Annotated in this window: 16 protein-coding genes, 9 tRNA genes, 3 rRNA genes, 5 pseudogenes and 1 riboswitch; of the genes and pseudogenes, 8 read left to right on the top strand and 25 right to left on the bottom strand. The window is 44.6% G+C overall.

All coding sequences use genetic code 11. From position 1 onward, the window contains the following. Nucleotides 1-4: 4 nt before the first annotated feature. The 11 genes from C5I45_RS05130 to C5I45_RS05080 form a co-directional block, all read right to left on the bottom strand. Nucleotides 5-81 (bottom strand) — tRNA-Pro (locus C5I45_RS05130). A gap of 17 nt (nucleotides 82-98) precedes the next feature. Further along, nucleotides 99-175, bottom strand: a tRNA-Arg gene (locus C5I45_RS05125). 9 nt (nucleotides 176-184) lie between these two features. Then, nucleotides 185-270: transfer RNA gene (locus C5I45_RS05120), tRNA-Leu, on the bottom strand. A gap of 19 nt (nucleotides 271-289) precedes the next feature. Continuing rightward, nucleotides 290-364: transfer RNA gene (locus tag C5I45_RS05115), tRNA-Gly, on the bottom strand. 9 nt (nucleotides 365-373) lie between these two features. Then, nucleotides 374-457, bottom strand: a tRNA-Leu gene (locus tag C5I45_RS05110). Between the two features lie 10 nt (nucleotides 458-467). Then, nucleotides 468-543, bottom strand: a tRNA-Lys gene (locus tag C5I45_RS05105). Nucleotides 544-580: 37 nt separating this feature from the next. Beyond that, nucleotides 581-656, bottom strand: a tRNA-Thr gene (locus tag C5I45_RS05100). Nucleotides 657-685: 29 nt separating this feature from the next. Further along, nucleotides 686-761: transfer RNA gene (locus C5I45_RS05095), tRNA-Val, on the bottom strand. Nucleotides 762-784: 23 nt separating this feature from the next. Then, a 5S ribosomal RNA gene (gene rrf / locus C5I45_RS05090) occupies nucleotides 785-900 on the bottom strand. A gap of 50 nt (nucleotides 901-950) precedes the next feature. Next, nucleotides 951-3,869 (bottom strand): 23S ribosomal RNA (locus C5I45_RS05085). 175 nt (nucleotides 3,870-4,044) lie between these two features. Next, nucleotides 4,045-5,594: ribosomal RNA gene (locus C5I45_RS05080) — 16S ribosomal RNA — on the bottom strand. The 16S, 23S and 5S rRNA genes sit together here with 8 tRNA genes alongside, the layout of an rRNA operon. 430 nt (nucleotides 5,595-6,024) lie before the next feature. Beyond that, a riboswitch (TPP riboswitch) is annotated at nucleotides 6,025-6,125 on the top strand. Nucleotides 6,126-6,225: 100 nt separating this feature from the next. On the opposite strand from C5I45_RS05080, the gene thiT reads away from it, so the two are divergent. Continuing rightward, complete coding sequence (gene thiT, locus C5I45_RS05075; RefSeq protein WP_003152189.1) at nucleotides 6,226-6,807, top strand: energy-coupled thiamine transporter ThiT; 582 nt, start codon at nucleotides 6,226-6,228, stop codon at nucleotides 6,805-6,807. A gap of 30 nt (nucleotides 6,808-6,837) precedes the next feature. Here thiT and C5I45_RS05070 read toward each other — a convergent pair whose 3' ends face one another. Next, on the bottom strand, nucleotides 6,838-8,367 hold the full coding sequence (locus C5I45_RS05070) for a flotillin lipid rafts scaffold protein FloT (RefSeq protein ID WP_024085720.1): 1,530 nt from the start codon (nucleotides 8,365-8,367) through the stop codon (nucleotides 6,838-6,840). 19 nt (nucleotides 8,368-8,386) lie between these two features. Beyond that, complete coding sequence (locus C5I45_RS05065; protein WP_003152186.1) at nucleotides 8,387-8,917, bottom strand: NfeD family membrane protein; 531 nt, start codon at nucleotides 8,915-8,917, stop codon at nucleotides 8,387-8,389. A 146-nt stretch (nucleotides 8,918-9,063) separates the two neighbouring features. Here C5I45_RS05065 and C5I45_RS05060 point away from each other — a divergent pair, with 146 nt between their 5' ends. Further along, nucleotides 9,064-9,552, top strand: coding sequence for a DinB family protein (locus C5I45_RS05060; RefSeq protein ID WP_024085722.1), 489 nt, complete (start codon nucleotides 9,064-9,066; stop codon nucleotides 9,550-9,552). A 1-nt stretch (nucleotide 9,553) separates the two neighbouring features. Here the strand turns inward: C5I45_RS05060 and C5I45_RS05055 are convergent, their stop codons facing one another. The 3 genes from C5I45_RS05055 to betB all read right to left on the bottom strand — a co-directional run bounded on the left by C5I45_RS05055 (nucleotide 9,554) and on the right by betB (nucleotide 12,905). After that, complete coding sequence (locus C5I45_RS05055; protein WP_003152182.1) at nucleotides 9,554-10,135, bottom strand: MOSC domain-containing protein; 582 nt, start codon at nucleotides 10,133-10,135, stop codon at nucleotides 9,554-9,556. A gap of 71 nt (nucleotides 10,136-10,206) precedes the next feature. Then, on the bottom strand, nucleotides 10,207-11,415 hold the full coding sequence (gene gbsB / locus C5I45_RS05050; RefSeq protein ID WP_003152181.1) for a choline dehydrogenase: 1,209 nt from the start codon (nucleotides 11,413-11,415) through the stop codon (nucleotides 10,207-10,209). Nucleotides 11,416-11,432: 17 nt separating this feature from the next. Further along, complete coding sequence (gene betB, locus C5I45_RS05045; RefSeq protein ID WP_014305644.1) at nucleotides 11,433-12,905, bottom strand: betaine-aldehyde dehydrogenase; 1,473 nt, start codon at nucleotides 12,903-12,905, stop codon at nucleotides 11,433-11,435. Between the two features lie 200 nt (nucleotides 12,906-13,105). Here betB and cudC point away from each other — a divergent pair, with 200 nt between their 5' ends. The 3 genes from cudC (at nucleotide 13,106) to C5I45_RS05030 (ending at nucleotide 15,191) form a co-directional block, all read left to right on the top strand. Beyond that, nucleotides 13,106-13,660, top strand: a complete 555-nt coding sequence (gene cudC, locus C5I45_RS05040) for a transcriptional regulator GbsR (protein WP_003152179.1) — start codon at nucleotides 13,106-13,108, stop codon at nucleotides 13,658-13,660. A gap of 159 nt (nucleotides 13,661-13,819) precedes the next feature. Next, entirely contained in the window at nucleotides 13,820-14,359 is a 540-nt protein-coding gene (gene bslA, locus C5I45_RS05035; RefSeq protein ID WP_003152178.1) for a biofilm surface layer hydrophobin BslA, read from the top strand. Between the two features lie 163 nt (nucleotides 14,360-14,522). Next, nucleotides 14,523-15,191, top strand: coding sequence for a potassium uptake protein KtrA (locus tag C5I45_RS05030; protein WP_014305646.1), 669 nt, complete (start codon nucleotides 14,523-14,525; stop codon nucleotides 15,189-15,191). 34 nt (nucleotides 15,192-15,225) lie between these two features. On the opposite strand, the gene C5I45_RS05025 is transcribed toward C5I45_RS05030, so the two are convergent. Together C5I45_RS05025 and hmpA are read right to left on the bottom strand one after the other, a co-directional pair. Continuing rightward, nucleotides 15,226-16,071 (bottom strand): glucosaminidase domain-containing protein, encoded by an 846-nt coding sequence (locus tag C5I45_RS05025; RefSeq protein ID WP_107994260.1) that lies wholly within the window; start codon nucleotides 16,069-16,071, stop codon nucleotides 15,226-15,228. Between the two features lie 142 nt (nucleotides 16,072-16,213). Further along, nucleotides 16,214-17,389, bottom strand: coding sequence for an NO-inducible flavohemoprotein (gene hmpA, locus C5I45_RS05020; protein ID WP_069449160.1), 1,176 nt, complete (start codon nucleotides 17,387-17,389; stop codon nucleotides 16,214-16,216). A 217-nt stretch (nucleotides 17,390-17,606) separates the two neighbouring features. Between hmpA and C5I45_RS05015 the strand changes: the two genes are divergently transcribed. Then, nucleotides 17,607-18,248 (top strand): cupin domain-containing protein, encoded by a 642-nt coding sequence (locus tag C5I45_RS05015; RefSeq protein ID WP_003152172.1) that lies wholly within the window; start codon nucleotides 17,607-17,609, stop codon nucleotides 18,246-18,248. Nucleotides 18,249-18,300: 52 nt separating this feature from the next. Here C5I45_RS05015 and C5I45_RS05010 read toward each other — a convergent pair. Continuing rightward, nucleotides 18,301-18,620: pseudogene (locus C5I45_RS05010) on the bottom strand (hypothetical protein). 726 nt (nucleotides 18,621-19,346) lie between these two features. Between C5I45_RS05010 and C5I45_RS19880 the strand changes: the two are divergent. After that, nucleotides 19,347-19,531: pseudogene (locus C5I45_RS19880) on the top strand (hypothetical protein). Nucleotides 19,532-19,586: 55 nt separating this feature from the next. Here C5I45_RS19880 and C5I45_RS20090 read toward each other — a convergent pair. Then, entirely contained in the window at nucleotides 19,587-19,712 is a 126-nt protein-coding gene (locus C5I45_RS20090) for a hypothetical protein (RefSeq protein ID WP_015387808.1), read from the bottom strand. Between the two features lie 134 nt (nucleotides 19,713-19,846). Beyond that, nucleotides 19,847-20,979, bottom strand: a pseudogene (locus tag C5I45_RS05000) (response regulator aspartate phosphatase). 380 nt (nucleotides 20,980-21,359) lie between these two features. Here C5I45_RS05000 and C5I45_RS19875 point away from each other — a divergent pair. Further along, nucleotides 21,360-21,563, top strand: a complete 204-nt coding sequence (locus C5I45_RS19875) for a hypothetical protein (protein ID WP_107994259.1) — start codon at nucleotides 21,360-21,362, stop codon at nucleotides 21,561-21,563. Between the two features lie 210 nt (nucleotides 21,564-21,773). On the opposite strand, the pseudogene C5I45_RS20140 reads toward C5I45_RS19875, so the two are convergent. The 4 genes and pseudogenes from C5I45_RS20140 to C5I45_RS04975 form a co-directional block, all read right to left on the bottom strand. Then, nucleotides 21,774-21,964, bottom strand: a pseudogene (locus C5I45_RS20140) (SMI1/KNR4 family protein); the annotation flags it as partial. 731 nt (nucleotides 21,965-22,695) lie between these two features. Further along, entirely contained in the window at nucleotides 22,696-23,664 is a 969-nt protein-coding gene (locus C5I45_RS04985) for an SH3 domain-containing protein (protein WP_234415025.1), read from the bottom strand. A 90-nt stretch (nucleotides 23,665-23,754) separates the two neighbouring features. Continuing rightward, nucleotides 23,755-24,430: pseudogene (locus C5I45_RS04980) on the bottom strand (DUF7361 domain-containing protein); the annotation flags it as partial. A gap of 249 nt (nucleotides 24,431-24,679) precedes the next feature. Then, nucleotides 24,680-24,752: transfer RNA gene (locus C5I45_RS04975), tRNA-Ala, on the bottom strand. Between the last annotated feature and the right edge of the window lie 65 nt (nucleotides 24,753-24,817).

Here is a 24,817-nt window from a genome sequence, read left to right as displayed (position 1 = left end):
AAAGTGGTCGGGAAGACAGGATTCGAACCTGCGACCCCATGGTCCCAAACCATGTGCTCTACCAAGCTGAGCTACTTCCCGTTTTTCAAAAGTATGTATGGCGCGCCCGAGAGGAGTCGAACCCCTAACCTTTTGATCCGTAGTCAAACGCTCTATCCAATTGAGCTACGGGCGCAACAATAAGTGCCGAGGGCCGGACTTGAACCGGCACGGTAGTCACCTACCGCAGGATTTTAAGTCCTGTGTGTCTGCCAATTCCACCACCCCGGCATGGATGGTATAGTATAGTTGGAGCGGAAGACGGGATTCGAACCCGCGACCCCCACCTTGGCAAGGTGATGTTCTACCACTGAACTACTTCCGCGTTTGGCAATGCGGATGAAGGGACTTGAACCCCCACGTCTGTAAAGACACTAGAGCCTGATTCTAGCGCGTCTGCCAATTCCGCCACATCCGCAAGAAAAACATGGTGAGCCATGAAGGACTCGAACCTTCGACCCTCTGATTAAAAGTCAGATGCTCTACCAACTGAGCTAATGGCTCTTATTACAAGAGACTTATATAGTATAACATATAAAAGTGGTGCCGGCAAGAGGACTTGAACCCCCAACCTACTGATTACAAGTCAGTTGCTCTACCAATTGAGCTACACCGGCCTAATACGCCAACTTATGTATGATAGGAATGGTGGAGGATGACGGGCTCGAACCGCCGACCCTCTGCTTGTAAGGCAGATGCTCTCCCAGCTGAGCTAATCCTCCGTATATTACACTTACGTGTAATAGCTTGGCGGCGTCCTACTCTCACAGGGGGAAACCCCCGACTACCATCGGCGCTGAAGAGCTTAACTTCCGTGTTCGGCATGGGAACGGGTGTGACCTCTTCGCTATCGCCACCAAACCATTGAGAGTGTTCTCTCAAAACTAGATAACAGTAAGCATACATTCAAATTGGTTAAGTCCTCGATCGATTAGTATCTGTCAGCTCCATGTGTCGCCACACTTCCACCTCAGACCTATCAACCTGATCATCTTTCAGGGATCTTACTTCCTTGCGGAATGGGAAATCTCATCTTGAGGAGGGCTTCATGCTTAGATGCTTTCAGCACTTATCCCGTCCGCACATAGCTACCCAGCGATGCCCTTGGCAGAACAACTGGTACACCAGCGGTGCGTCCATCCCGGTCCTCTCGTACTAAGGACAGCTCCTCTCAAATTTCCTGCGCCCGCGACGGATAGGGACCGAACTGTCTCACGACGTTCTGAACCCAGCTCGCGTACCGCTTTAATGGGCGAACAGCCCAACCCTTGGGACCGACTACAGCCCCAGGATGCGATGAGCCGACATCGAGGTGCCAAACCTCCCCGTCGATGTGGACTCTTGGGGGAGATAAGCCTGTTATCCCGGGTAGCTTTTAATCCGTTGAGCGATGGCCCTTCCATGCGGAACCACGGATCACTAAGCCCGACTTTCGTCCCTGCTCGACTTGTAGGTCTCGCAGTCAAGCTCCCTTGTGCTTTAACACTCTGCGAATGATTTCAACCATTCTGAGGGAACCTTTGGGCGCCTCCGTTACCTTTTAGGAGGCGACCGCCCCAGTCAAACTGCCACCTGACACTGTCTCCCGCCCGATAAGGGCGGCGGGTTAGAAGGTCAATACAGCCAGGGTGTATCCCACCGATGCCTCCACCGAAGCTGGCGCTCCGGTTTTCCAAGGCTCCTACCTATCCTGTACAAGCTGTACCAACACTTCAATATCAGGCTGCAGTAAAGTCCACGGGGTCTTTCCGTCCTGTCGCGGGTAACCTGCATCTTCACAGGTACTATAATTTCACCGAGTCTCTCGTTGAGACAGTGCCCAGATCGTTGCGCCTTTCGTGCGGTCGGAACTTACCCGACAAGGAATTTCGCTACTTAGGACGTTATAGTTACGGCCGCCGTTTACTGGGCTTCAATTCGCACTTCGCTTACGCTAAGCGCTCCTCTTAACCTTCCAGCACCGGGCAGGCGTCAGCCCTATACTTCGCCTTACGGCTTCGCAGAGACCTGTGTTTTTGCTAAACAGTCGCCTGGGCCTATTCACTGCGGCTCTCTCGGGCTTGCACCCTAACAGAGCACCCCTTCTCCCGAAGTTACGGGGTCATTTTGCCGAGTTCCTTAACGAGAGTTCTCTCGATCACCTTAGGATTCTCTCCTCGCCTACCTGTGTCGGTTTGCGGTACGGGCACCTCTCACCTCGCTAGAGGCTTTTCTTGGCAGTGTGGAATCAGGAACTTCGCTACTATAATTCGCTCGCCATCACAGCTCAGCCTTCACGGGAAACGGATTTGCCTATTTCCCAGCCTAACTGCTTGGACGCGGATATCCAATACCGCGCTTACCCTATCCTCCTGCGTCCCCCATTGCTCAAATGGTGAGGAGGTGGTACAGGAATATCAACCTGTTATCCATCGCCTACGCCTTTCGGCCTCGGCTTAGGTCCCGACTAACCCTGAGCGGACGAGCCTTCCTCAGGAAACCTTAGGCATTCGGTGGAGGGGATTCTCACCCCTCTTTCGCTACTCATACCGGCATTCTCACTTCTAAGCGCTCCACAAGTCCTTCCGGTCTTGCTTCACAGCCCTTAGAACGCTCTCCTACCACTGTTCGAAGAACAGTCCGCAGCTTCGGTGATACGTTTAGCCCCGGTACATTTTCGGCGCAGAGTCACTCGACCAGTGAGCTATTACGCACTCTTTAAATGGTGGCTGCTTCTAAGCCAACATCCTGGTTGTCTAAGCAACTCCACATCCTTTTCCACTTAACGTATACTTTGGGACCTTAGCTGGCGGTCTGGGCTGTTTCCCTTTCGACTACGGATCTTATCACTCGCAGTCTGACTCCCAAGGATAAGTCATCGGCATTCGGAGTTTGACTGAATTCGGTAACCCGGTAGGGGCCCCTAGTCCAATCAGTGCTCTACCTCCGAGACTCTTACCTTGAGGCTAGCCCTAAAGCTATTTCGGAGAGAACCAGCTATCTCCAGGTTCGATTGGCATTTCACCCCTACCCACACCTCATCCCCGCACTTTTCAACGTGCGTGGGTTCGGGCCTCCATTCAGTGTTACCTGAACTTCACCCTGGACATGGGTAGATCACCTGGTTTCGGGTCTACGACCACGTACTCAATTCGCCCTATTCAGACTCGCTTTCGCTGCGGCTCCGCATCTTCTGCTTAACCTTGCACGGGATCGTAACTCGCCGGTTCATTCTACAAAAGGCACGCCATCACCCGTTAACGGGCTCTGACTACTTGTAGGCACACGGTTTTCAGGATCTCTTTCACTCCCCTTCCGGGGTGCTTTTCACCTTTCCCTCACGGTACTGGTTCACTATCGGTCACTAGGGAGTATTTAGCCTTGGGAGATGGTCCTCCCGGATTCCGACGGAATTTCACGTGTTCCGCCGTACTCAGGATCCACTCAGGAGAGAACGAAGTTTTGACTACAGGGCTGTTACCTCCTATGGCGGGCCTTTCCAGACCTCTTCATCTACCTCGTTCCTTTGTAACTCCGTACAGAGTGTCCTACAACCCCAAGAGGCAAGCCTCTTGGTTTGGGCTGGTCCCGTTTCGCTCGCCGCTACTCAGGGAATCGCATTTGCTTTCTCTTCCTCCGGGTACTTAGATGTTTCAGTTCCCCGGGTCTGCCTTCTCATATCCTATGTATTCAGATATGGATACCACTCCATTACGAGTGGTGGGTTTCCCCATTCGGAAATCTCCGGATCAAAGCTTGCTTACAGCTCCCCGAAGCATATCGGTGTTCGTCCCGTCCTTCATCGGCTCCTAGTGCCAAGGCATCCACCGTGCGCCCTTTCTAACTTAACCGTTAAAAAGAATCACTACGTGATATCTTGCATTACTAATTGAATGTGAATTACTTCTGTTATCTAGTTTTCAAAGAACAACATCTCGAAGAATCGAATGATCCTTCAAAACTAAACAAGACAGGGAACGTTCTGTTTATAAGACCCAAGGTCTTATATTCCGTTAAAATCCTTAGAAAGGAGGTGATCCAGCCGCACCTTCCGATACGGCTACCTTGTTACGACTTCACCCCAATCATCTGTCCCACCTTCGGCGGCTGGCTCCATAAAGGTTACCTCACCGACTTCGGGTGTTACAAACTCTCGTGGTGTGACGGGCGGTGTGTACAAGGCCCGGGAACGTATTCACCGCGGCATGCTGATCCGCGATTACTAGCGATTCCAGCTTCACGCAGTCGAGTTGCAGACTGCGATCCGAACTGAGAACAGATTTGTGGGATTGGCTTAACCTCGCGGTTTCGCTGCCCTTTGTTCTGTCCATTGTAGCACGTGTGTAGCCCAGGTCATAAGGGGCATGATGATTTGACGTCATCCCCACCTTCCTCCGGTTTGTCACCGGCAGTCACCTTAGAGTGCCCAACTGAATGCTGGCAACTAAGATCAAGGGTTGCGCTCGTTGCGGGACTTAACCCAACATCTCACGACACGAGCTGACGACAACCATGCACCACCTGTCACTCTGCCCCCGAAGGGGACGTCCTATCTCTAGGATTGTCAGAGGATGTCAAGACCTGGTAAGGTTCTTCGCGTTGCTTCGAATTAAACCACATGCTCCACCGCTTGTGCGGGCCCCCGTCAATTCCTTTGAGTTTCAGTCTTGCGACCGTACTCCCCAGGCGGAGTGCTTAATGCGTTAGCTGCAGCACTAAGGGGCGGAAACCCCCTAACACTTAGCACTCATCGTTTACGGCGTGGACTACCAGGGTATCTAATCCTGTTCGCTCCCCACGCTTTCGCTCCTCAGCGTCAGTTACAGACCAGAGAGTCGCCTTCGCCACTGGTGTTCCTCCACATCTCTACGCATTTCACCGCTACACGTGGAATTCCACTCTCCTCTTCTGCACTCAAGTTCCCCAGTTTCCAATGACCCTCCCCGGTTGAGCCGGGGGCTTTCACATCAGACTTAAGAAACCGCCTGCGAGCCCTTTACGCCCAATAATTCCGGACAACGCTTGCCACCTACGTATTACCGCGGCTGCTGGCACGTAGTTAGCCGTGGCTTTCTGGTTAGGTACCGTCAAGGTGCCGCCCTATTTGAACGGCACTTGTTCTTCCCTAACAACAGAGCTTTACGATCCGAAAACCTTCATCACTCACGCGGCGTTGCTCCGTCAGACTTTCGTCCATTGCGGAAGATTCCCTACTGCTGCCTCCCGTAGGAGTCTGGGCCGTGTCTCAGTCCCAGTGTGGCCGATCACCCTCTCAGGTCGGCTACGCATCGTCGCCTTGGTGAGCCGTTACCTCACCAACTAGCTAATGCGCCGCGGGTCCATCTGTAAGTGGTAGCCGAAGCCACCTTTTATGTCTGAACCATGCGGTTCAGACAACCATCCGGTATTAGCCCCGGTTTCCCGGAGTTATCCCAGTCTTACAGGCAGGTTACCCACGTGTTACTCACCCGTCCGCCGCTAACATCAGGGAGCAAGCTCCCATCTGTCCGCTCGACTTGCATGTATTAGGCACGCCGCCAGCGTTCGTCCTGAGCCAGGATCAAACTCTCCGATAAATGGATCACAGACTAAGTTCACTGCATCCTGCAGTAACGTCTGTGTGATCTGCATCGTGCAGACCTTAGTTTGACTGACTACGCACATCGCTGTGCGATTTATTTAAAACTTTGAATTAACAGGTACGTTTTGTCTTGTTTAGTTTTCAAAGATCATGACCGCTTGTTGAAGCAGCTTTATTATCTTACCACTCAGCTTCTTTTATGTCAACAACTTTTTTCAAGTTGTTTCCGAAGCTTTTCGTTGTTGTCTGCTGTTCATCAGCGACGTTTAATAATATAACACCCTTTTGAAAATATGACAATAGTTTTTTTAAAAAAATCATTAGTTATTTTCTTTCATACTTATTTCAGTTTCTCTTCTATAGAAAGATAAGCTGTCTTGTGGTTTGGCCTATTTTCTTGTATAGTAAGATTGAACTAAATACTTGATGACCACAAGGGGAGCATTAAAGCTGAGAGTGAACGTTTTGTTCTGACCCTTTGAACCTGTTAGTTAACGCTGGCGTAGGGATGTGGCAAAGCCAAATGATTTGCAGTTTATGTAAGCAGCGCACGGACCTTTTCCCATCCTTCCCCGCGCTGCTTTTTTGTTTATCCTTGATACGGTTGTCTGACCAGGGGGAAAACTATGAATCATTCAACACAGCTTGTGCGCTTAATTGAAATAGCGATTATGACCGGGGCGGCTGTCATTCTGGACATTGTCTCAGGCATGTTTCTCCGGATGCCCCAAGGCGGTTCGGTCTCTATTATGATGATTCCGATTTTTTTGATTTCATTCCGCTGGGGAGTGAAGGCCGGGCTTACGACAGGCTTTTTAACAGGGATTGTCCAGATCGCCATCGGCAATTTGTTTTTGCAGCACCCGGTGCAGCTATTTCTTGATTACATCGCGGCATTTGCAGTTCTCGGTTTCAGCGGCTTGTTCGCTTCCGGTGTACGAGCATCGGCATTGAATAAAAAAAGAGGCGCTTTAACGATGTATGTTATAGGCGGTGTTTTCATCGGCAGTGTGCTGCGGTATGCGGCGCATGTGGTCTCCGGAGCGGTCTTTTTCGGAAGCTATGCTCCGAAGGGTACGCCGGTCTGGATTTATTCATCCGTCTATAACGCGACTTACATGATTCCTTCTTTTATCCTTTCGGCCATTGTCCTTATCTTATTATTCATAACTGCGCCGCGGCTTCTTGAAGCTAAGCGGACGAACTGAAACAGCAGGCGGTTTACGCCTGCTGTTTTTTTATTCCGGGCTGTGCCGTTCGTTAGAATCACTCAGTTCTTTTGTAAGTTCATTTATGCTTTGTTTTATGTTTCCTTTGCCTGAAAAATTCTCAATCAGCTCTTTTACATTGATTCCGGAAGATGCTTTTAAGCTTTCCTGGAGACCGGCCATTAAATTGGTTGCGTAGCCTGTGACTTTATTGGCCCCGCCGTTTTCACCGCTTCCTCCCGTATCCACGACGGTAATTTTATCAATGTTTGAAAGAGGCGCTGAGACTTGTTTTGCGTATTCAGGCAGCATTTTCACAATCATATCAAGGATTGCAGCCTGCCCGTATTTTTCGAATGCGTCGGCGATTTTTTCTTTAGCTTCCGCTTCTGCGAGACCTTTCAGGCGGATGACTTCCGCTTCGGTTTCTCCTCTCGCCTTTTCAGCCTCCGCTTTAGCAAGACCGTCAATTCTCACGCGTTCCGCTTCCGCCTTGGCCATTGCTTCGATGCTGTACTGCTCGGCATCGGCTTCGGCGAGCTGCTTCGCTTTTGCGGCCGCGGCCGCTTGTTCCACCGAGTAACGGTCAGCATCGGCTTTTTTCTTCACTTCAGAGTCATATTGGCGCTCACGGCGCAGAATTTCTTTTTCCTCCAATTCAATCTGCTTTTGCCGCTCAATAATTTTAATTTGCATTTCCTGCTCTGTCACCTGCTGGCGCGCTTTTGCGGTTTCAAGATCATATGCCTGGTCGGCATTGGCTTTTGCTGTATCCTGCTCTCTTCTGTATTCCGCCATTTTCAGCTGATTGATTTTTTCCGCTTCAGCTATTTCCGTCGCCCGCTCCAGCTCTGATTTTTTTGCGTCTTTATCAGCGGCCGCGCGTTTAATCCTCGTCTCTTTATCTGCTTCTGCCGTGGCAATGTCCGCATCCCGCTTGACTTGGGCGATTCTCGGCTTGCCTAATGATTCAAGATAGCCGTTTTTATCCCGGACGTCTTTAATCGTAAAAGAAACGATCATCAGCCCCATTTTAGCAAGATCCTGAGACGCGACCCGCTGGACTTCCTGAGAAAACTTTTCCCTGTTTTTATAAATCTCTTCAACGGTCATGGAGCCGAGGATGGAGCGCAGATGGCCTTCCAGCACTTCCCGCGCCTCCTGCTCACGGTCGTCCTTGGATTTCCCCAAAAATTGTTCAGCTGCTGTGGCGATTTCACCGATGGAGCCTCCGATTTTAATAATGGCGGTTCCGTCGGCCATTACCGGCACCCCTTGCTCTGTATAGACTTCAGGTGTAGAGACATCAAGTTTGCTTGACAGTAAACTGAGAGGTTCTGCCTGCTGGAATACCGGGAGCACGAACGTTCCCCCGCCCCGGACGATTTTCAGACGATTTCCGCCTTCATCAATGTGGACGTTCTTATTTCCCAAATAACTTCCGGTCACGATAAGGGCTTCGTCCGGCCCCGCTGTCCGGTACTTCGTAATAAATACAGCAATAAGTGCGATGAGTAAAAAGAATACGATTCCGATAACAATGATAATCGGCATAGTCATAACAGTTCCCCCTTAGATATCAGATTGGTTCATGCGGCGTCACAAAAAGCACTCCGTCTTTCACGTCAATCACTAATACGGCCGTTCCGTACCTGATCTGTTCTTGATCAAAGCTGACGGCTGATTTAGAAATGGCGCCCCCTATTCCCTCTATGATCACTTCCCCATAGCCGTCTTTCGGGACGGAAGTAATGACCCTGCCGACCCTGCCCTTTAAATCTGTTTCCCGATATGCGAGCGATTCTTCCGCTGATGAAAGCGGGACAAGGACGAAGAAGTGAAGCAGGCTGACCAAAAGAACCGAAAGAACAAATGAAAGCAACGCAATGACAGGACTTGATAGCGGAGCGGCAATTTCGCCGATATAACCTGAGGCTGAAAAGATTGTTAAAAAAGACAGAATCAATGCAGGGTTTAAAAATGAAACAGGAATGGCTTCCGAGAGGCCGTGAAACACATCTTGAAAAAACAGAATCAAAAGCGTGAGACTTCCCGAAATAATCAATGTGTAAAGATAGACCGTTTCAAGCGGCAGATGAAATATGTCCACATTCTATCCTCCTTTCGGCTGAGGTGTCGGAGTGTTACTTTATATACGGATGTAAAGGTAAATGGTTTCAATTTTCTGATAAGTAAGGCTGATTACATGATTATCCAATCCGGATATGATATGTTTACTCTAAAGGAGGAGATAGGATGAGCATTTTTAATGAAGCCAGACAGCAGACCTGGGAAGTACTGAAAGGGCTCTCTGATGAGGAATTCAACCGAAAGCCCGCGGCTGATGAATGGAGCGTGCGGGAAGTCCTTGACCATTTAAAGAAAATTGACGAAACAGCGCAGACCCTTTTATCAAAGCAGGCAAAAGACGCACCGTTTAAAAAAATCGAAGACAAACCGATGGAGTTTATAGAGGACAGATCAAATAAACGGCCGGCGCCGTCACACCTCGAACCTGAGCAAAACCGAATCTCAGTCATTGAAGCAAAACAAGAATTAGATACGGCAAGACAGCAGCTGACCGCAGTTATTTCATCATTAAACGAGGAAGACTTTGAACGTGTGCTTCCGCATCCCGTTTTTCAAGAACTGACGATCCGCCAGTGGATTGATTTTATCGGCCATCATGAAAAGCGTCACATCGATCAAATAGAAGAAATCAAACAAAAAATCGAGAAGGTCTGAGTCAGACCTTCTCAATTTTTTTCTTGGCGCGTTTCGGTTCATAGGAATGGATGGTGACCGCATCGCCCGTGCATATATCACCCGGGCGTTCAACAATACAGACAATTCCTCTTCTGCCCATCGCGTGCCTCACAAACGCCGCGGCGAGTTTTGGCTGATCCGGATAAAAGGATTGAATGACTTCTCCCGGCTGAATGCACGGATCATTTTCTCCCTCGCACAACAGAGACGCACCGCTTGGAAATATCATTCTGCTTCCTTCTTTAAGCGGCGTCAGCGCAGAAAAACCGCTGATTGCTATATTAGCGCCGAGCCATTCGGGAAAGATATGAGAAATCCCCATCTTCTCCGCAATGTCATCACATTCCTCCATGGACACGATTGAAATTTGTCTCCGGTTAAAAATTTCTGTTCCTCTTTCATACATCGGCTCACGCGCGCCGGCCTTTTTTGTCAGTCCGAAATGCAGGTCACCGGGAAACCCGCCGTATTCCGCGCGAAGCTTGTCCATCTTTTTGGTAACAAATTGTTCGGTATCCGCTATATATACGCCTTCCGTCTTTGCTGTTATGCGTTTCCACATCAGCCACCACCGCCTTTTTCTTGACATTATCCTTAAAAAACCCCGCTCTGTAAAGGAGCGGGGTTCATTTATTATACCGTTTTCGGCGTTAAGTCAAAGCAACGTTTGTAAATCCAGTTGTATGCTTTCTCATTCAAATCTCTTGGATTTCCGAATGTTTGCGGATCTTTCATGGCTTCTTTTGATAACCGTTCAATCATGTCCGGAGACACACCTTGTTCTTCTAAACTCGGCACCTCTAAATCTTTTACAAGATCATACATCCAGTTGACGGACGCTTTTGCCGCTTCTTCAGTTGTCATGTTGCTTGTATCGATTCCGAATGCTTTGGCGATGCGGGCGAATTTTTCAGGATAGCCTTTCCAGTTGTATTCCATTACCGGTCCCATCATAGCTGCGACGCATTGTCCGTGAGCGACAGGGATGATGCCGCCGAGCGTCTGGCTCATCGCATGCGCCGCGCCTGCTGATTCACTGCCGTATGAAAGGCCGGCAAGCATCGCCGCCTGCGCCATGCCGTATCTTGCTTCCAAATCCTCTCCGTCCGCAAACGCGCGCTTAATATAATGCGCCGCATATTCAATGGCCATTAAAGCGACGGCATCAGTGATCGGCTGCGCGAATTTCATCGTATAGCACTCGATGGCGTGCGCAAGTGCGTCAATACCTGTCATGGCCGTCACATGCGGAGGCATGGACGTGTGCAGCTCAGGGTCAATGACCGTTAAATGCGCAGCGATAAGCGGTCCGCCCGTATTGAATTTAAATTCTCTTTCCTCATCTGTAATGACCGCCCATTGTGTGACCTCTGAACCTGTTCCCGCAGTCGTCGGGATCGTTGTCAGCGGAGGAATGCGGTTTTCCAGCGGCTTTTTGCCTTCCGCGGCTTCATAATCAAGCACGCTTCCTTCGTGTGTCGCTTCTACCCCGATCGCTTTCGCCGTATCCATGGAGCTTCCGCCGCCGACAGCCACAAGACCGTTGCAGTTTTCTTTTTTATACAGTTCTGATCCTTCGTTTACAAGACGTACAGGCGGGTTCGGCTCCACTTTGTTAAACAGGACGACTTCGATGCCCGCTTCCTGCAAAGATTCAATGACCGGGTTTGCCACTCCCGCGTTATAAATTCCCGGGTCTGTTACGAGCAGCGCTTTTGTGACGCCAAGCGCTCTGACTTCACTTCCCGCGTGCTGAATCGCGCCGATTCCGTGTTTAATGACTGTCGGGATTTCGAATGTATGGAATTTATGCATGCTTTCTACTTTCATATTTAATGTCATATTGTATCTCCTCCTAATTATGCTTGAAACCAGTTCACAGCCGCAGGTTTCGTATTGCGGTAAATATGTTTGATTTCCGTGTATTCTTCCAGGCCGATTTTGCCGAGTTCGCGGCCGAAGCCCGATTGTTTGTACCCGCCCCATGGCGCTTGCGCGAAATACGGGTGGAAATCATTGATCCATACCGTTCCCATCCGCAGTTTGGCGGCTACGCGTTCGCATTTTTCAATATCCTTTGACCATACCGCTCCGGCCAGCCCGTAAATGGTATCGTTGGCAAGTCTGATCACTTCTTCTTCTGAAGAGAATGACTCGACTGTTAAAACGGGGCCGAAGATTTCCTCTTGGACTATTCGCATATCAGACTTGCAGTTTGAGAAAATAGTAGGTTCATAGAAGAAACCGTTTTGAAGGGCGGGATCATCAGGACGTTTGCCGCCTGTTTCCAGTTTTGCCCCTTCTTCGATACCGATTTCTACGTATTTTTCGACTTTGGCCCGATGCTCGGCGGAAATCAGCGGACCGCTTTCCGTATCTTCATGAAAACCGTTTCCTAATTTGATGCGTTTCGTGCGCTTGATCAGCTCGGCTAAAAATTCATCATGAATGGCTTCGTCCACCAAAAGACGTGACCCGGCCGAACAAACTTGACCGGCATGGAAAAACACGGCGTTCAGCGCTTGATCTGCAGCTGTTTCGAGATCTGCATCTTGAAATACGATATTCGGATTTTTGCCGCCAAGCTCCAGGGCAATCTTTTTCACGTTGCCGCTTGCCGCCTGCATGATTTTTTTGCCTGTTTCAATTCCGCCCGTAAAAGAGACCAAATCGACGTCGAGGTTTCTCGCCAGCTCATCGCCGACAGAGGCGCCCGGCCCCAGCACGAGATTGGCGGCCCCTTTCGGAATACCGGCTTCTTCTATTAATTGAAAGACTTTAATGGTTGTAAGCGGAGTAATCTCGCTCGGCTTTAAAACGATCGTGTTTCCGGCCGCAAGAGCGGGAGCGATTTTCCAGCTCGCCTGAAGGAGCGGATAGTTCCACGGCGTAATTTGTCCGCATACGCCAATTGGCTCTCTGACGATTTTACTTACTGAATCGGGAATCGGAGATGAAATGACTTCGCCTCCGTCTTTATCCGCCAAACCGGCATAATATTGAAATACATTTGCGATATCATCCATATCGGCTTTACTTTCTTCAATCGTTTTTCCTGTATCAAGCGATTCCAGCTCAGCTAATTCGTTCAGATCGCGTCTGATTAATTCCGCAATTTTCAGAACAAATTGTCCGCGCTCGAGCCCGGAAAGCACCGGCCATTCCCCTTCATCAAATGCTTTTCTGGCTGCGGCGATGGCTTTCACCGCATCATTCCGGTCTCCTTCGCATACCGTTGCAATTTCTTCTTGATTAAATGGATTAATGATGCGGCGGGTCTGTTTTTTTTCTGCACTGATCCATTCGCCGCCGATATAAAGCGTTTTGCTCATAAGAGTCCTCCTTACCGAGAAGTAAGTTTGTTAAATAAAAATTTAATGTTTTTAACAATGTTAATTTAACACATGTTTTTTTGCCTGTCAAAACCCGGTCAGTCCGTTTAGATTTTGACATTTTGTCATGATTCGTTAAGATTAAGAACATAAAGAAATGACTTAACAAATTTAAACTTCAAGAGGAAAAGAGGGACAGTATGGATGAGAATCCAGAATTCGCAGCTATAGAACAAGCCAGGGATCTTGTCATTGATTCCATTGCAGAGACGATGGATCTTTACGGAATCACACGGAGTGTCGGGATTTTATACGGAACAATGTATATGAGGGATGAAATGACGCTTGACGAAATGCGTGAGGAGCTGCAGATGAGCAAACCGAGTATGAGCACGGGCGTTAAAAAGCTGCAGGATTTAAATGTGGTCAAAAAAACCTTTCACCGCGGCACACGGAAGCATACATTTGTAGCGGAAAAGGATTTCTTTACGTTTTTCACGAATTTCTTTCCGCCGAAATGGGACCGTGAAGTTCAGGTGAATTTGTCCGCCATCGTACAGGCTCAGGCGGATTTGCAGTCCGTTTTGCTGGCCGAGGAAGGCAGCGCGGAATTACAGGAAGAAGCGCGGCAGTTATATGATCAGCTTGAAAGCTCGAAAGCTTATTATCATTGGCTGAAGCGGCTCGCCGACTCGGTTCAGAGCGGGGAGATTTTTAAATTTATTCCGATAGAAACGGACGAAAAAAACGCCTGATTTTGATTCAGGCGTTTTTTGTCGTGATTTGATTATTTTTGAGAAAATATAGGAACATAACCCCATTTACTTCCATTAAAATTGATGGTAAATTTTTATAGGTATGGTCGTTCTTTTTTAAGAACAATCAGCAAATTTTTTTTAGGGGGATTTATAAAAATGAAACACAAGTTTTTCTCAACTGTCATGGCAAGTTTATTCGGCCTGGTTTTGCTTCTTTCTCTGCCGACAGCGTCATTCGCCGCTGAGTCAGGCTCAACCGTTCACGAGCCGGAAATGTCCACGAAAGCGACTGCTACCTTATTTGCAAAATATACAGGTGCCAGCCAGCAGGAATGGTCATTTTCTGATATCGAATTGACGTACCGTCCGAACACGATCCTGAGCTTAGGCGTTATGGAATTTACCCTTCCTAGCGGATTTGCGGCTACAACAAAAGATACAGTCAACGGACACGCTTTGCGCGAAAGACAGATTCTGAATAACGGCAAAACAGTCAGACTTCCGTTAAACATTGATTTGCTCGGCGCAGCGGAATTTAAGCTTTCTCTTAATAATAAAACATTGCCTGCTGCAGGTACATATAAGTTCCGTGCAGAAAATAAATCATTAAGCATCGGCTCTAAATTCTATGCTGAGGACACAATTGTTGTTCAAAAACGCAGCACACCGCCGACACAGCCATGCAACTGCAAATAATTGCGAAAAACGGACCGGCACAAGCTCATCGCTTGTCAGCCGGTCTTTTTTTGTGCTGTTTTCTTTCTTCCGGCCCTCGCATTGACAAACCCCTGAAACAGGAGTACATTCTTGTTTGTTGTATTTGGAGTGACGAAAACAGTTTCTTAAGGAGTTATGAGGATTGGGAAAAATCAAAAATAAACAATTTGCCGTCATCGGACTCGGCCGTTTCGGCGGAAGCATCTGTAAAGAGCTTTTTAAAATGGGGCATGAGGTGCTTGCGATCGATATCAGCGAAGAGCGGGTCAACGCATACTCCTCTTATGCCACGCATGCCGTGCGGGCAAATTCAACGGAAGAAAGCGAGCTTCAGTCGCTCGGCATCAGAAATTTTGAATATGTCATCGTAGCAATCGGAGCCAATATACAGGCAAGCACGCTGACGACGCTGTTATTGAAGGAGCTGAACATCCCTAATATTTGGGTGAAAGCGCAAAACTATTATCATCACAAAGTGCTTGAAAAGATCGGTGCTGATCGTATTATCCATCCTGAAAAGGATATGGGCGTGCGGATTGCGCAAAGCCTTTCAGATGAAAACGTCTTAAATTACATCGATTTGTCAGATGAATACAGCATTGTGGAGCTTTCAGCCACGAAAAAGCTGCATTTAAAATCCATTCTTGATCTCGGCGCCCGCGCCAGATTCGGCTGCACCATTCTCGCCGTGAAACATAATGGAGACATTCAGCTGTCCCCTTCTCCGGAGACTGTCATTCATGAATGTGACTGCCTTGTGCTGATGGGGCATAAACGTGATATTAAAAGGTTTGAAACTGAAGGAATGTAAAAAAAGCCGGCAAGCTGCCGGCTTTTTTTGATGCTTATGTTTCTTCACTTAACTGGACGGCGGTTTGGTCAACCCAGCCGATCAGCTTATCTTTCACTTGAATTTGGTACCAGACGGATTCTCCGTTTTGTTTTTCAGATACGACTTTAATATGCTGGCCGGTAAACTTTTGCGCCGATGCCAGTTTAATAGAATGCTGCTCTTTCGACGGCTTGGACCACACGTCTTCAATGGCGTGGTCTTTGATGGCGCCTTTCTTATCAACTGCTTTAAGAGAGGCATTGATTTTGTCATATTCATTCAGGTTATAGGTTTCTATGACATCTTTAATTTTTTCAGCATAGCCGGGGTCTGTGGCGTAGCCGGATTTTTGAAGGGCAGCCGCCGCTGTTTTATAATTGTCCGCTTCAATGACGGGCTTGTACTTCTTTTTATTCCAAGACGTTCCGTTGACAAATAATTTGGCATGGTCATCCATTGATTCAAAAAACGTGCTGTATTTACGGAATTTTGCCCGAATCGTTTTTCGTTTTCCTTTTTCAAATTCATCCGTTTTCATTGTGACGTGTTTTCCTTTATAATCACCTTTTACACCGAACAGGTTGCGCGCTTTCCCCGCAAGCTCACTGTTCCCCCAGTCCGATTCGAGAATGGCCTGTGCGAGGGTGATGCTCGGAAGGACATGATATTTCTCATATAAAATTTGAGCATGCCCGGAAAGGCTGTCAATAAAGACCTGCTGCTCGTCCACCTCTTCAGGCGGTTTTTCTTCCGTCACTATGAATTTCGAAAATACCGTTGATACCAGAAATAATCCGAATATAAGAGATACAGCAAAAAGGCACCCAAGCACCCTTTTGGTCTTTGCTTTCTTTTTCATATCAACCTTCCTTTAATTCCGGAATCACTAGATTTATAATTTTACTGGTCATTGATGAAAATTTCAATAAAATAGGGAAAAAGACGGAGAAAGAACACATCGTGCAAATAAAAAAGACTCCTCTTTGAGGAGTCTTTTTTTGTTATGCCATGCTCAGCTGAGGGCCGAACAATTCAAATTGAACGGAATCAGAGTCAAACCCGAGTGCAAGAATCATATCTTTCATTTGCGTCATAAACTGCGCTGATCCGCACAAGTAACATTCAGCATCTTGATTCAGATGAAGCTGCTCCAAGAAGGTTTGATCAATCCGGCCGCTGTAAAAAGGCTTGTCTCCTGAGCGGTCTTGTTCTGCCGGTTCACTGTATACATAAATGACGTTAATATTCGGATGATTCTCCGCAGCTTGTTCAGCCTCTTTGCGGAACGCGGCGTACTCTCCGTTTTTCGCGGCATGAATAAAAGTAACGGAACGCTCGGGCTGTTTTTCGGCGGCTGTTTTCAGCATGCTCATCATCGGCGTGATTCCGGAACCGGCACTGATAAGAACAACCGGTTTTTCGGAAGAAGACAGCTTGAAATCCCCGGCGGGTGCACTGACTTCAAGTTTATCTCCCTCTTGAACTTCATTGTGGAGATGAGAAGAAACCGCTCCGTCCTTTTTCACAGATATCCGATATGCGCCTTTTCGAGAAGCATCAGACAGGCTGTACTGGCGAATGTGCGTATAAGGAGAATCCGCAATCCTCACTTTAATGCTGATATATTGTCCCGCTTCAAATCCAGGAAGCGAAGAGCCGTCACTCGGTTTGATATAAAATGATGTGATATCTTTGCTTTCTTTTGTTTTCTGTATAACCGTAAATTCTTTATACCCCTGCCATCCGGCTTCATTGTACATGTCTTTTTCAATGCCGATAAAAGCCTCCGCAATAACACCGTAAGCTTTTTCCCATGCCTGCATAATTTCAGGAGTTGCGGCATCCTGCAGCACATCCTTAATCGCCAGAAGCAGATACTTTCCGACAATCGGATAATGTTCCGGTTTTACACCGATGCTTGTGTGTTTATGGCCGATCTGTCTGACCGCCGGAATGATTTGTTCTAATTGATCAATATTCGCCGCAGCCGCAATGACTGCATTTGCCAATGCTGCGCGCTGAGTCTGTTTCTTTTGGTTCGTTTGGTTAAACATATTTAACAGTTCGGGATGATCTTGAAACATCAGGTTATAAAAGCGTCCGGTGATGTTTTCTCCATGTGTTTTTAATACGGGTACTGTGCTTTTGATGATGTCTACTGTTCTCTCATCCAGCATGTTCATCCTCAACCCTTCTAAAGATGTATTTTTAATATATCTTTATAGTAAGAGATATTTCGAATAAAAGATATATCTATAATGAATCTTTAAAAAAGTCGTCACAATATTGTGTTGGATTTGGAATTTATGGATTTCACCTCCTTTTTTATCACCCGGTGAAACAGGGACACATATATTTGGGAATATACGTTTAAAGATGAAAGCGGGGGATTGCATGGTTTCCGATATCGATTACACGTCTCCGAATACACAGTTCACTTATGATGTAAATGAGAGCCGTTTTTTTACGAAAGATGCTCGGAACTTTATCAATGTATTGGGGATTAAACAGTTAAACACGCTTGAAAATATTTCATTATTAGATATCTTTCTGAGTAAAACAAATGTGATTGAACCGCATACCCATCAAAACGCCGCTGAATTGGTGTACTGTATTTCGGGTTCCGCGGTGGTGTCGATGCTGAATCCGTTCACCCAGAAAATACGGAATTATCCGATCTCTCCAGGACAAGTGGCGAATGTTCCGCAGGGGTGGTGGCATTATGAAGTCGCCACTTCAGACAAAACCCACCTTTTGGCCATATTTGACGCCCCTTCGCCTGAAGTGATATACGGCTCGGATATTCTCCGTCTGACGCCGCCTGAGATCATGGCGCATACGTACTGTCTGAATGAGCACGAGTGGGAAAAAGCCGTTTCACCGATCCGGCAATCAACTGTGATAGGTCCCGATAAATACTGCGGACAGTCTGAAAACACGGGTATTCATGATATGAATAAACCTTATCAGCCAAATACGCATTATCCGAATGATCCGTATCGGCATTATGTTCAGCCGTTCTATAGGGGGTATTAAGCGGATCCGCATCGACAGAAAGAGCCCCTCATTGGAGAGGGGCTCTTGATCATTACGGTCCGGTTCCGCAGCTTACTTTGTACTCGCCTTCGGACGATTTTTTTGAATAACATACGTGCGGCGTCTGTCCGGTTTCATCTTTCCAATTGAACCAATTTACATAATAAAGGTTCCCGGCCTCTCCGCCTCCTTCTTCTTTTGAAGAATCGCAAAGTAGCTTTGATACGGATATCCTTTTTTATAAATGTCATGCCTGATGGCTCCTTTTTCTGAAGCAGACGTGAAGATGACAGGAGAAAGAACCGGGAGCGCTGTTAAAAGAAGTGCCAGTGCAGCTGACAGAGATAATATAAGATAGATTTTCTTTTTCATTTTCTCTCTTTCCTTTTTTTTGAGTTGTTAGAAATGAAGCGGAACACAGAGGCTGCTGCAGAGGATTAAAAACTTATAAAGGTATGGGCCAAGGGGCTCGCACCCCTGACCTCTACGCTGCCGGTGTGGAGATGCTTTTCTGATAGGAACAGACGTTTTGTTTCAAACCCTAATCTTTTATTTGGCTAAAAATGAATAAGCTGGTCCCCAAATAGGATAATAAATTAAAGGTTAATTTTCCACTAGACCTGCCATCAAAACGCCCATCACAATCAATAATAATAGTAAAAGTAAACAAAGTGCTAGGATAACAAAAGAAATATTCTTTGCAATTCCTTTAGGCGATTTGATTGCTAGAATACTCCCCACGACAATTCCTAGGATTCCAAGCGCCCAATGAATATGAGGCAGAAAGCACAATACGAATAAAAGAATGATAAGCGACACGATCCCAAAATACTTTCTCATTTCTCTCCTTTCTATTTTCCCTCCATTAAATTGAAAAGAAAATTGAACTTATAAATATTGAGTGCCATATTTTTTAAATATTAGCATAGAATTATCGTTCGAGCTTTATGACGGCGGATACATACGCGAGGTTATCTGCGCAGTTCATTACGGGACCACCTACGGAAGGAATTTCGTGTGAAGAACTTAAAGGGGGATACATTATTGTATTTGATTCTCTTTTATCCGTTGAGACTTATGAAGTTAAGAGATGATCAAATGACTGATTTTGAACGAAAAGTGTACCGGATTATCTTTAGATCCAATTCAGGAAAAACCCCTCCTTGGATGAATTGAAGAGAAAAACCGGCAAGGATAAACGCGCTATCCGGGAAGCAGTGAAGAACCTCATGAGGCAGTGTGTGCTGAAGTGGGATAAGCATAAAAACAAGTGGATGTTTTGAAACAATATAATGAAGAAAGGAAAAAAGCCTTTTCCGAAGAAAAGGCTTAAGCTGTTCAAGTTTGAAGGCGATCTGAAGCTACTTTGATTGTATCTTGTGCTTGTTTTTCTACTGAGTTCACACCCACTTCGCATATAAAAGATAACGACAGACCCAAAATAATGAAGATGCTTTTTTTCATACTGGCACTCTCCTTCTTAGGTTTGATTACGATCAGATGAAACTTGATAAGATCCATCAAATGAAACAGACGATGCCGTTAGACCGGCCCCTGACATTAAAACAACAGCCGATACAATGATAAATACGCCTTTTCTAAAATTCATACAGGCATTCTCCCCTCTGAATTTGTTTTTGCGTTTGAATCATTTTTTGATGATAAAAATAAGATTTGTCATATTGCTTTGATTCTGCATAAACAGCAGCCGTATCAAGAGCAATATCTTCTACATACGAATAGATTTTATTTTTCTCAAGGTAATCAATTGTTTTTTTGATTCCCAATTGGTCTATTGCATTAATATATAAAGCCTCCAAATATTTTTGCAGAGATTCAAACAGCTTATCCCCTTGATATATCGCTGATGAAAGTCCCTTTTTACTGATTTGAATCGCCTCGCTTGTTTTCCCTTGTTTAAATAGAAGCTTTGCGTATGTAAACAAGGAATGCGGAAGGTTACCCAATTTATACTTTTCAGATATCTCCGCTGCTTTTTTTAAGTAGATTTCAGCCTTTACTGTATTCTTCTAGGTCTCTCGTAATTCTTTCCTATGTTGTAATAAGCAGAACTGAGCAGCCTTTCATTATTGTTTACTTGTTTCGACAACTCTAAAGCTTTTTCTAAATGAGGCAAACTTTTTTCAAAGCGTTTAAAGTCAACATAATTCCCAGAGATGACGAATAGACATTGAATTTTCCGGACTTTATACAACTCATACTGCTCGTAAATATCGAGTGCTTGCTTTACGTGATGCATAGAGACGTGACTTTGTTTCATACCGTAATATGCTTCAGCCAGTTTAAAATGAAATTCCGCTCTCTCAATTTCATCATGCACATGAACGAGTTGTTTTTCAGCCTCTCTATAAAAGCCGATCGCCTTTACATACTGCTTTTGATCAAATTCATACATGCCGCGGAAAAATAAAGAGTAATAGCACAGCAGGCCGGAAATTCCTTTATTTGATGCTTCGATTTTTTCCAGCAACTCGTCAATTGTCGGTCTCACACGGGTAGTCACCGGTTCTAAATAATCCAGCATGAGCTGATGGCGGAATTTCATGAGGGTGTAGTAAATCAGTAGATACTCGTCTTCTTCCATCTCATTTATTTCTTGTTCCACTTCCGCTTTCAAAATCTCCGCATCCGGAACACTGAACTGACGTATCATTTTGTACCATTCATTAATCTTAACGCCTACCTCTGATGAAGGTAAAACAGAACTCACAAGGCCACTCCTCCTTTTATATAATATTCTAACATTTCCATAATATGTTTAGTCAAATAAACACAGTTTTTTGCGGTATACCGGAAAATGATCATGGTTTTGTTGAATAAAGGGAACATCATTTCTATACTATTAGACTTATTACAGATTACTTATTTTCACTTAAATGTTGGAAATGTCCTTTCAATTTGCGATAATAAAACTAATGTATGGGGAATATAAATGGGAGGGATTAAGGATGTGTCATTTTAAAATGAGCATTACTTTATCACTCAAATGCTTTAAGCTCTATGAAAGTGTTTACTTTGGAATAGGTTTATAAGTAGACTCTCTACAAGTCTACTTTATTTTTTTCTCATAAATAAACGAGGTGAAAATCAATGGATGGTATAAAATTTTTGGAAAATGTGTCTCGACTCGGAGTAATCATTTTGGTGTTCTCCGGCTATGCTCTTTACTGGAAATTAGGTAAAACAAAAAGAGAGCGAGGGCTTACAAAATTTGAAACTTGTCTTAGGTTCTCTGTGATGTTCGGTATATTAGCTTGGGGTCTTTCGTTTCTTGCTTTGAATTTGTGGTCATAATCTTTTTTGTCGATATTTGACTTATCCTGTCTAAACAGATTAAAACTAGATAAATGCACCCTTATTTGTCACTTGTGCAATTTTCCAAAAGCAGGAGTTATAATATGGCGTTTATACTTTTTAGGCGCGATGATTGGCGGTTTTCGGCATGGTGAAGGACTTGCCCAATGTACTAAAATTATCGCTTAGCCAATACCGATGCCGACCCTTATCTTTAGGTAAAGTCATCCCAAGCTTTTTTTCTAAATTGCTAACTTCTTGAGGACTGGCCGGATCTCTGAATTGAAAAGCAGCGTCTTCCATGACATGCCCCTATGTTGGAACATAGGAAAAGTTCCGTATTTAGAAACAGCATCCTTTATTCCATTAAGAGTCATGTGAATTAACTTCCCTTCTTCCATATAAATTCCCTCCTCTAAGGTTATACTACTAAATTTAACCACACAACTGTATTTGATTGTCCTAAAATGCCAAAATGAAATTTTGCAATATTTGGTTTTATAATTATAATTAGGAAGGTTTGTCCGATATAGAGACAGAACAAACAAATTTGGAGGAATTACAATGAAGAAATGGTTATATTGACTCTTTGCAAATAAGCGGGTAATGATGTCAGCAAAAACTCCGAATAAAGCAAGCCACATTCCAGGTATGTTGTCATGATTAGCTAAAACCACGGCAGTAATAAAACAAATGAATGCACTTAAGCTCCCATAAACAAATGGGGTATGGGTACACTTCCTTTGGGTAGAGAAATATTTTTCACACTAAGCTTTTTTCCATGTACTCCTAACAATTCCCATGATCACTATGTATACAATCGCGATACCAACAGTTACACCCTCAATTTTTATAAAAAAACTATTCAAAATTATTAATAAAAACGCTAGTACTGACGTAAACCAGTGTATAGATTCATATTTTTTGTCACTCATTGCTGATCCCCTCACTCTTTCTGTTAAACACTTTATCTACCAAAATCCATCATGACACAATTTCTACCATGGAATAAAGCGGTAAAATAATTTATAATTTACAAGGTAATTTTATTATCGTACGAAAACGGTCAAGTCTTTGCATAAAAGAAGAATTTTATTTAGAAAGAAAGTTGAAACAAAAAAGGGAATCAGTTTTAATCAAGTTTTTTAATATAGCGGGTATAAACCCATCCGCTTTGATCCTCACCAGCTTCATTACGAAAGAGAACCTTGCTCCAATTCTTTTTCTTTTCTTCAACAAAGACAATTGATGACTTGTCTAATACGTACGCTACATTTGATTTTGTTTTGGGATGTGTTCTAACTACTAATGTATCTTTTATAACCATTCTGTAATTGATTTTAAGTTCTTTATTCATTGGGATGTCTTTTAAAACGTTTTTAGCTTCAGTTACTGTATCTGGGTTTTTCTCAGTGAATTCATCTATTATATGCTTTTGTGTCAACGCTTGGTTAACAGGAGATACTACGTCATTATAAAAGATATTTATAAAAATTATAAAAGTATGGATTAGATACGGCTTAATTTTTGATAAGACGGATAAAAATGAATTCCATATGAAATTTAATTCTCTAAAATACTCTTCTCTTGTGATCACATCATTATTAGATAATGCGTCTATTGTTTCTTGGACTTCATTGATTATTGGATGATCTTCTAATTCATTAAATAGTTCATCATTGGATAGTCCCTCACCATTTACAACATTTATTTGTGCTTGAAGATCATCACTTGATCTGTTTAATGCGTTGAAAATTAGCTTTAAATCTCTTTCAATTTGTACTCTATGCTTATTGATACCAGCGTTCATTAAATTTTTTTTAGAGATTTCAAGTTTGTTTTTAATGTCTTGAAAATATATTTCTTTATAATTTGTTGCTTTTAAGGTCATTCGCAGCTGAGCCATGGCAGATTCAATTCCTGATGATTTTAAGATATCTGAAGTATACATCTTAGGCAGGAAGCTTATTCTGTTTAAAGCAACATTTTGTTTTTTATAAGATTTAATTAGCTCTAATTGTGATTCGGAAACTGCTTTCATGGCATCTTGTAAAGGACGAGAGTTGATATTAAATTGATATTTTAAAGATGATGTATTCAATAAAGATTGCCCCTTTGTTTTTTATTTATAATTTTACCACAAAGTGGGCTTTAATAGATAAAAAGGAGTATCCAATAAGGATACTCCTTTTTAATGTACATGCCTATATGCTTCCCAGATATACTTTGTATTTAATTTATTCCCTCTTTGATTGCTGTCTGAGCCTGTTATAAATCCTAGTTCATTTATGCTTCCGTAGGTAGAGTTTCCACCAATTAGGGATATTCCCATTTCATTTACCTGATACGTATAACCTCCTGTCTCATCAATTAATAACATGGAATCATTAGAAGAGACTGGCCACACTTTCACATGTGTTGGAGTGAAAGGCAGCAATATTTGTTTACTAATTGTTCCATCACCTACATACGTTCCTTTTGCCATCTGAGGAACATCAGAGGATAACGCATATTCTGAGTGTAGTTTACCACTAAAACTCAGCGTTGCCATCTATGGAACCTGTAATGATTCCTTGGTCATTACGTACAGGTATTGGATTAGGCGTGGATACTGGTGAAGCCGTATAACCATTTAATGAATCAGCCTAGCCCGCAGAAGACACAATCCACTCTTCACCATTAAAAAGCTCTTGTTTATTAGTCTTTGGATCGACCCAAATTGTTCCGGCTTCTGGCGCAATAGGCTTTGTCTCTGTAGATATTGTATAAAGTCCGTTAACTTTTCCGCTGAGACTTCCTTTCACCTCAACTGAATTAGAGGGGAGGTAGGGGTTTTCTGGACTTGGACATGCAAAATCGGGCTTTACTTATGACACCTATGTAACACATTATGTCTAAACCCAAAAGAAACTTATAGATAACCTGCAGCGATCAATGAAACTGTCCACCTATGATGGGGGTCATTTTTTTGTTTCTTTTCTTAAAATAAGATACAGTGTTGCCACTTTAAAAACTCAGACACAAATGTTGCCGTTTTGTTGCTAATAGAGATTAGAGCAAATAAAAAACCACTCTTGAAAGTATCAAGAATGGCTTTAGATCAAGCTTTATTAGTATGGAGCCAAGGGGGCTCGAACCCCTGACCTCTACGCTGCCAGCGTAGCGCTCTCCCAGCTGAGCTATGGCCCCGTGCTGTAACGTCATGTTTTATTATAGATGACTCTTCTATGAATTTCAAGCAGAAAATTCAGTTT

It is taken from the genome of Bacillus sp. ZY-1-1 (assembly GCF_003047165.1).
Lineage (GTDB): Bacteria > Bacillota > Bacilli > Bacillales > Bacillaceae > Bacillus > Bacillus velezensis.
This window is presented reverse-complemented; position numbering and strand designations above follow the sequence as displayed.

Bases quoted from the DNA above. Each gene is read 5' to 3' on its own strand.
- C5I45_RS05025 (WP_107994260.1), bottom strand. From the start codon at position 16,071: ATGAAAAAGAAAGCAAAGACCAAAAGGGTGCTTGGGTGCCTTTTTGCT.
- C5I45_RS05070 (WP_024085720.1), bottom strand. From the start codon at position 8,367: ATGACTATGCCGATTATCATTGTTATCGGAATCGTATTCTTTTTACTC.
- C5I45_RS05060 (WP_024085722.1), top strand. From the start codon at position 9,064: ATGAGCATTTTTAATGAAGCCAGACAGCAGACCTGGGAAGTACTGAAA.
- cudC (WP_003152179.1), top strand. From the start codon at position 13,106: ATGGATGAGAATCCAGAATTCGCAGCTATAGAACAAGCCAGGGATCTT.
- C5I45_RS20090 (WP_015387808.1), bottom strand. From the start codon at position 19,712: ATGAAAAAAAGCATCTTCATTATTTTGGGTCTGTCGTTATCTTTTATA.
- C5I45_RS05055 (WP_003152182.1), bottom strand. From the start codon at position 10,135: ATGTGGAAACGCATAACAGCAAAGACGGAAGGCGTATATATAGCGGAT.
- C5I45_RS05015 (WP_003152172.1), top strand. From the start codon at position 17,607: ATGGTTTCCGATATCGATTACACGTCTCCGAATACACAGTTCACTTAT.
- bslA (WP_003152178.1), top strand. From the start codon at position 13,820: ATGAAACACAAGTTTTTCTCAACTGTCATGGCAAGTTTATTCGGCCTG.
- C5I45_RS19875 (WP_107994259.1), top strand. From the start codon at position 21,360: ATGGATGGTATAAAATTTTTGGAAAATGTGTCTCGACTCGGAGTAATC.
- thiT (WP_003152189.1), top strand. From the start codon at position 6,226: ATGAATCATTCAACACAGCTTGTGCGCTTAATTGAAATAGCGATTATG.
- hmpA (WP_069449160.1), bottom strand. From the start codon at position 17,389: ATGCTGGATGAGAGAACAGTAGACATCATCAAAAGCACAGTACCCGTA.
- gbsB (WP_003152181.1), bottom strand. From the start codon at position 11,415: ATGACATTAAATATGAAAGTAGAAAGCATGCATAAATTCCATACATTC.
- betB (WP_014305644.1), bottom strand. From the start codon at position 12,905: ATGAGCAAAACGCTTTATATCGGCGGCGAATGGATCAGTGCAGAAAAA.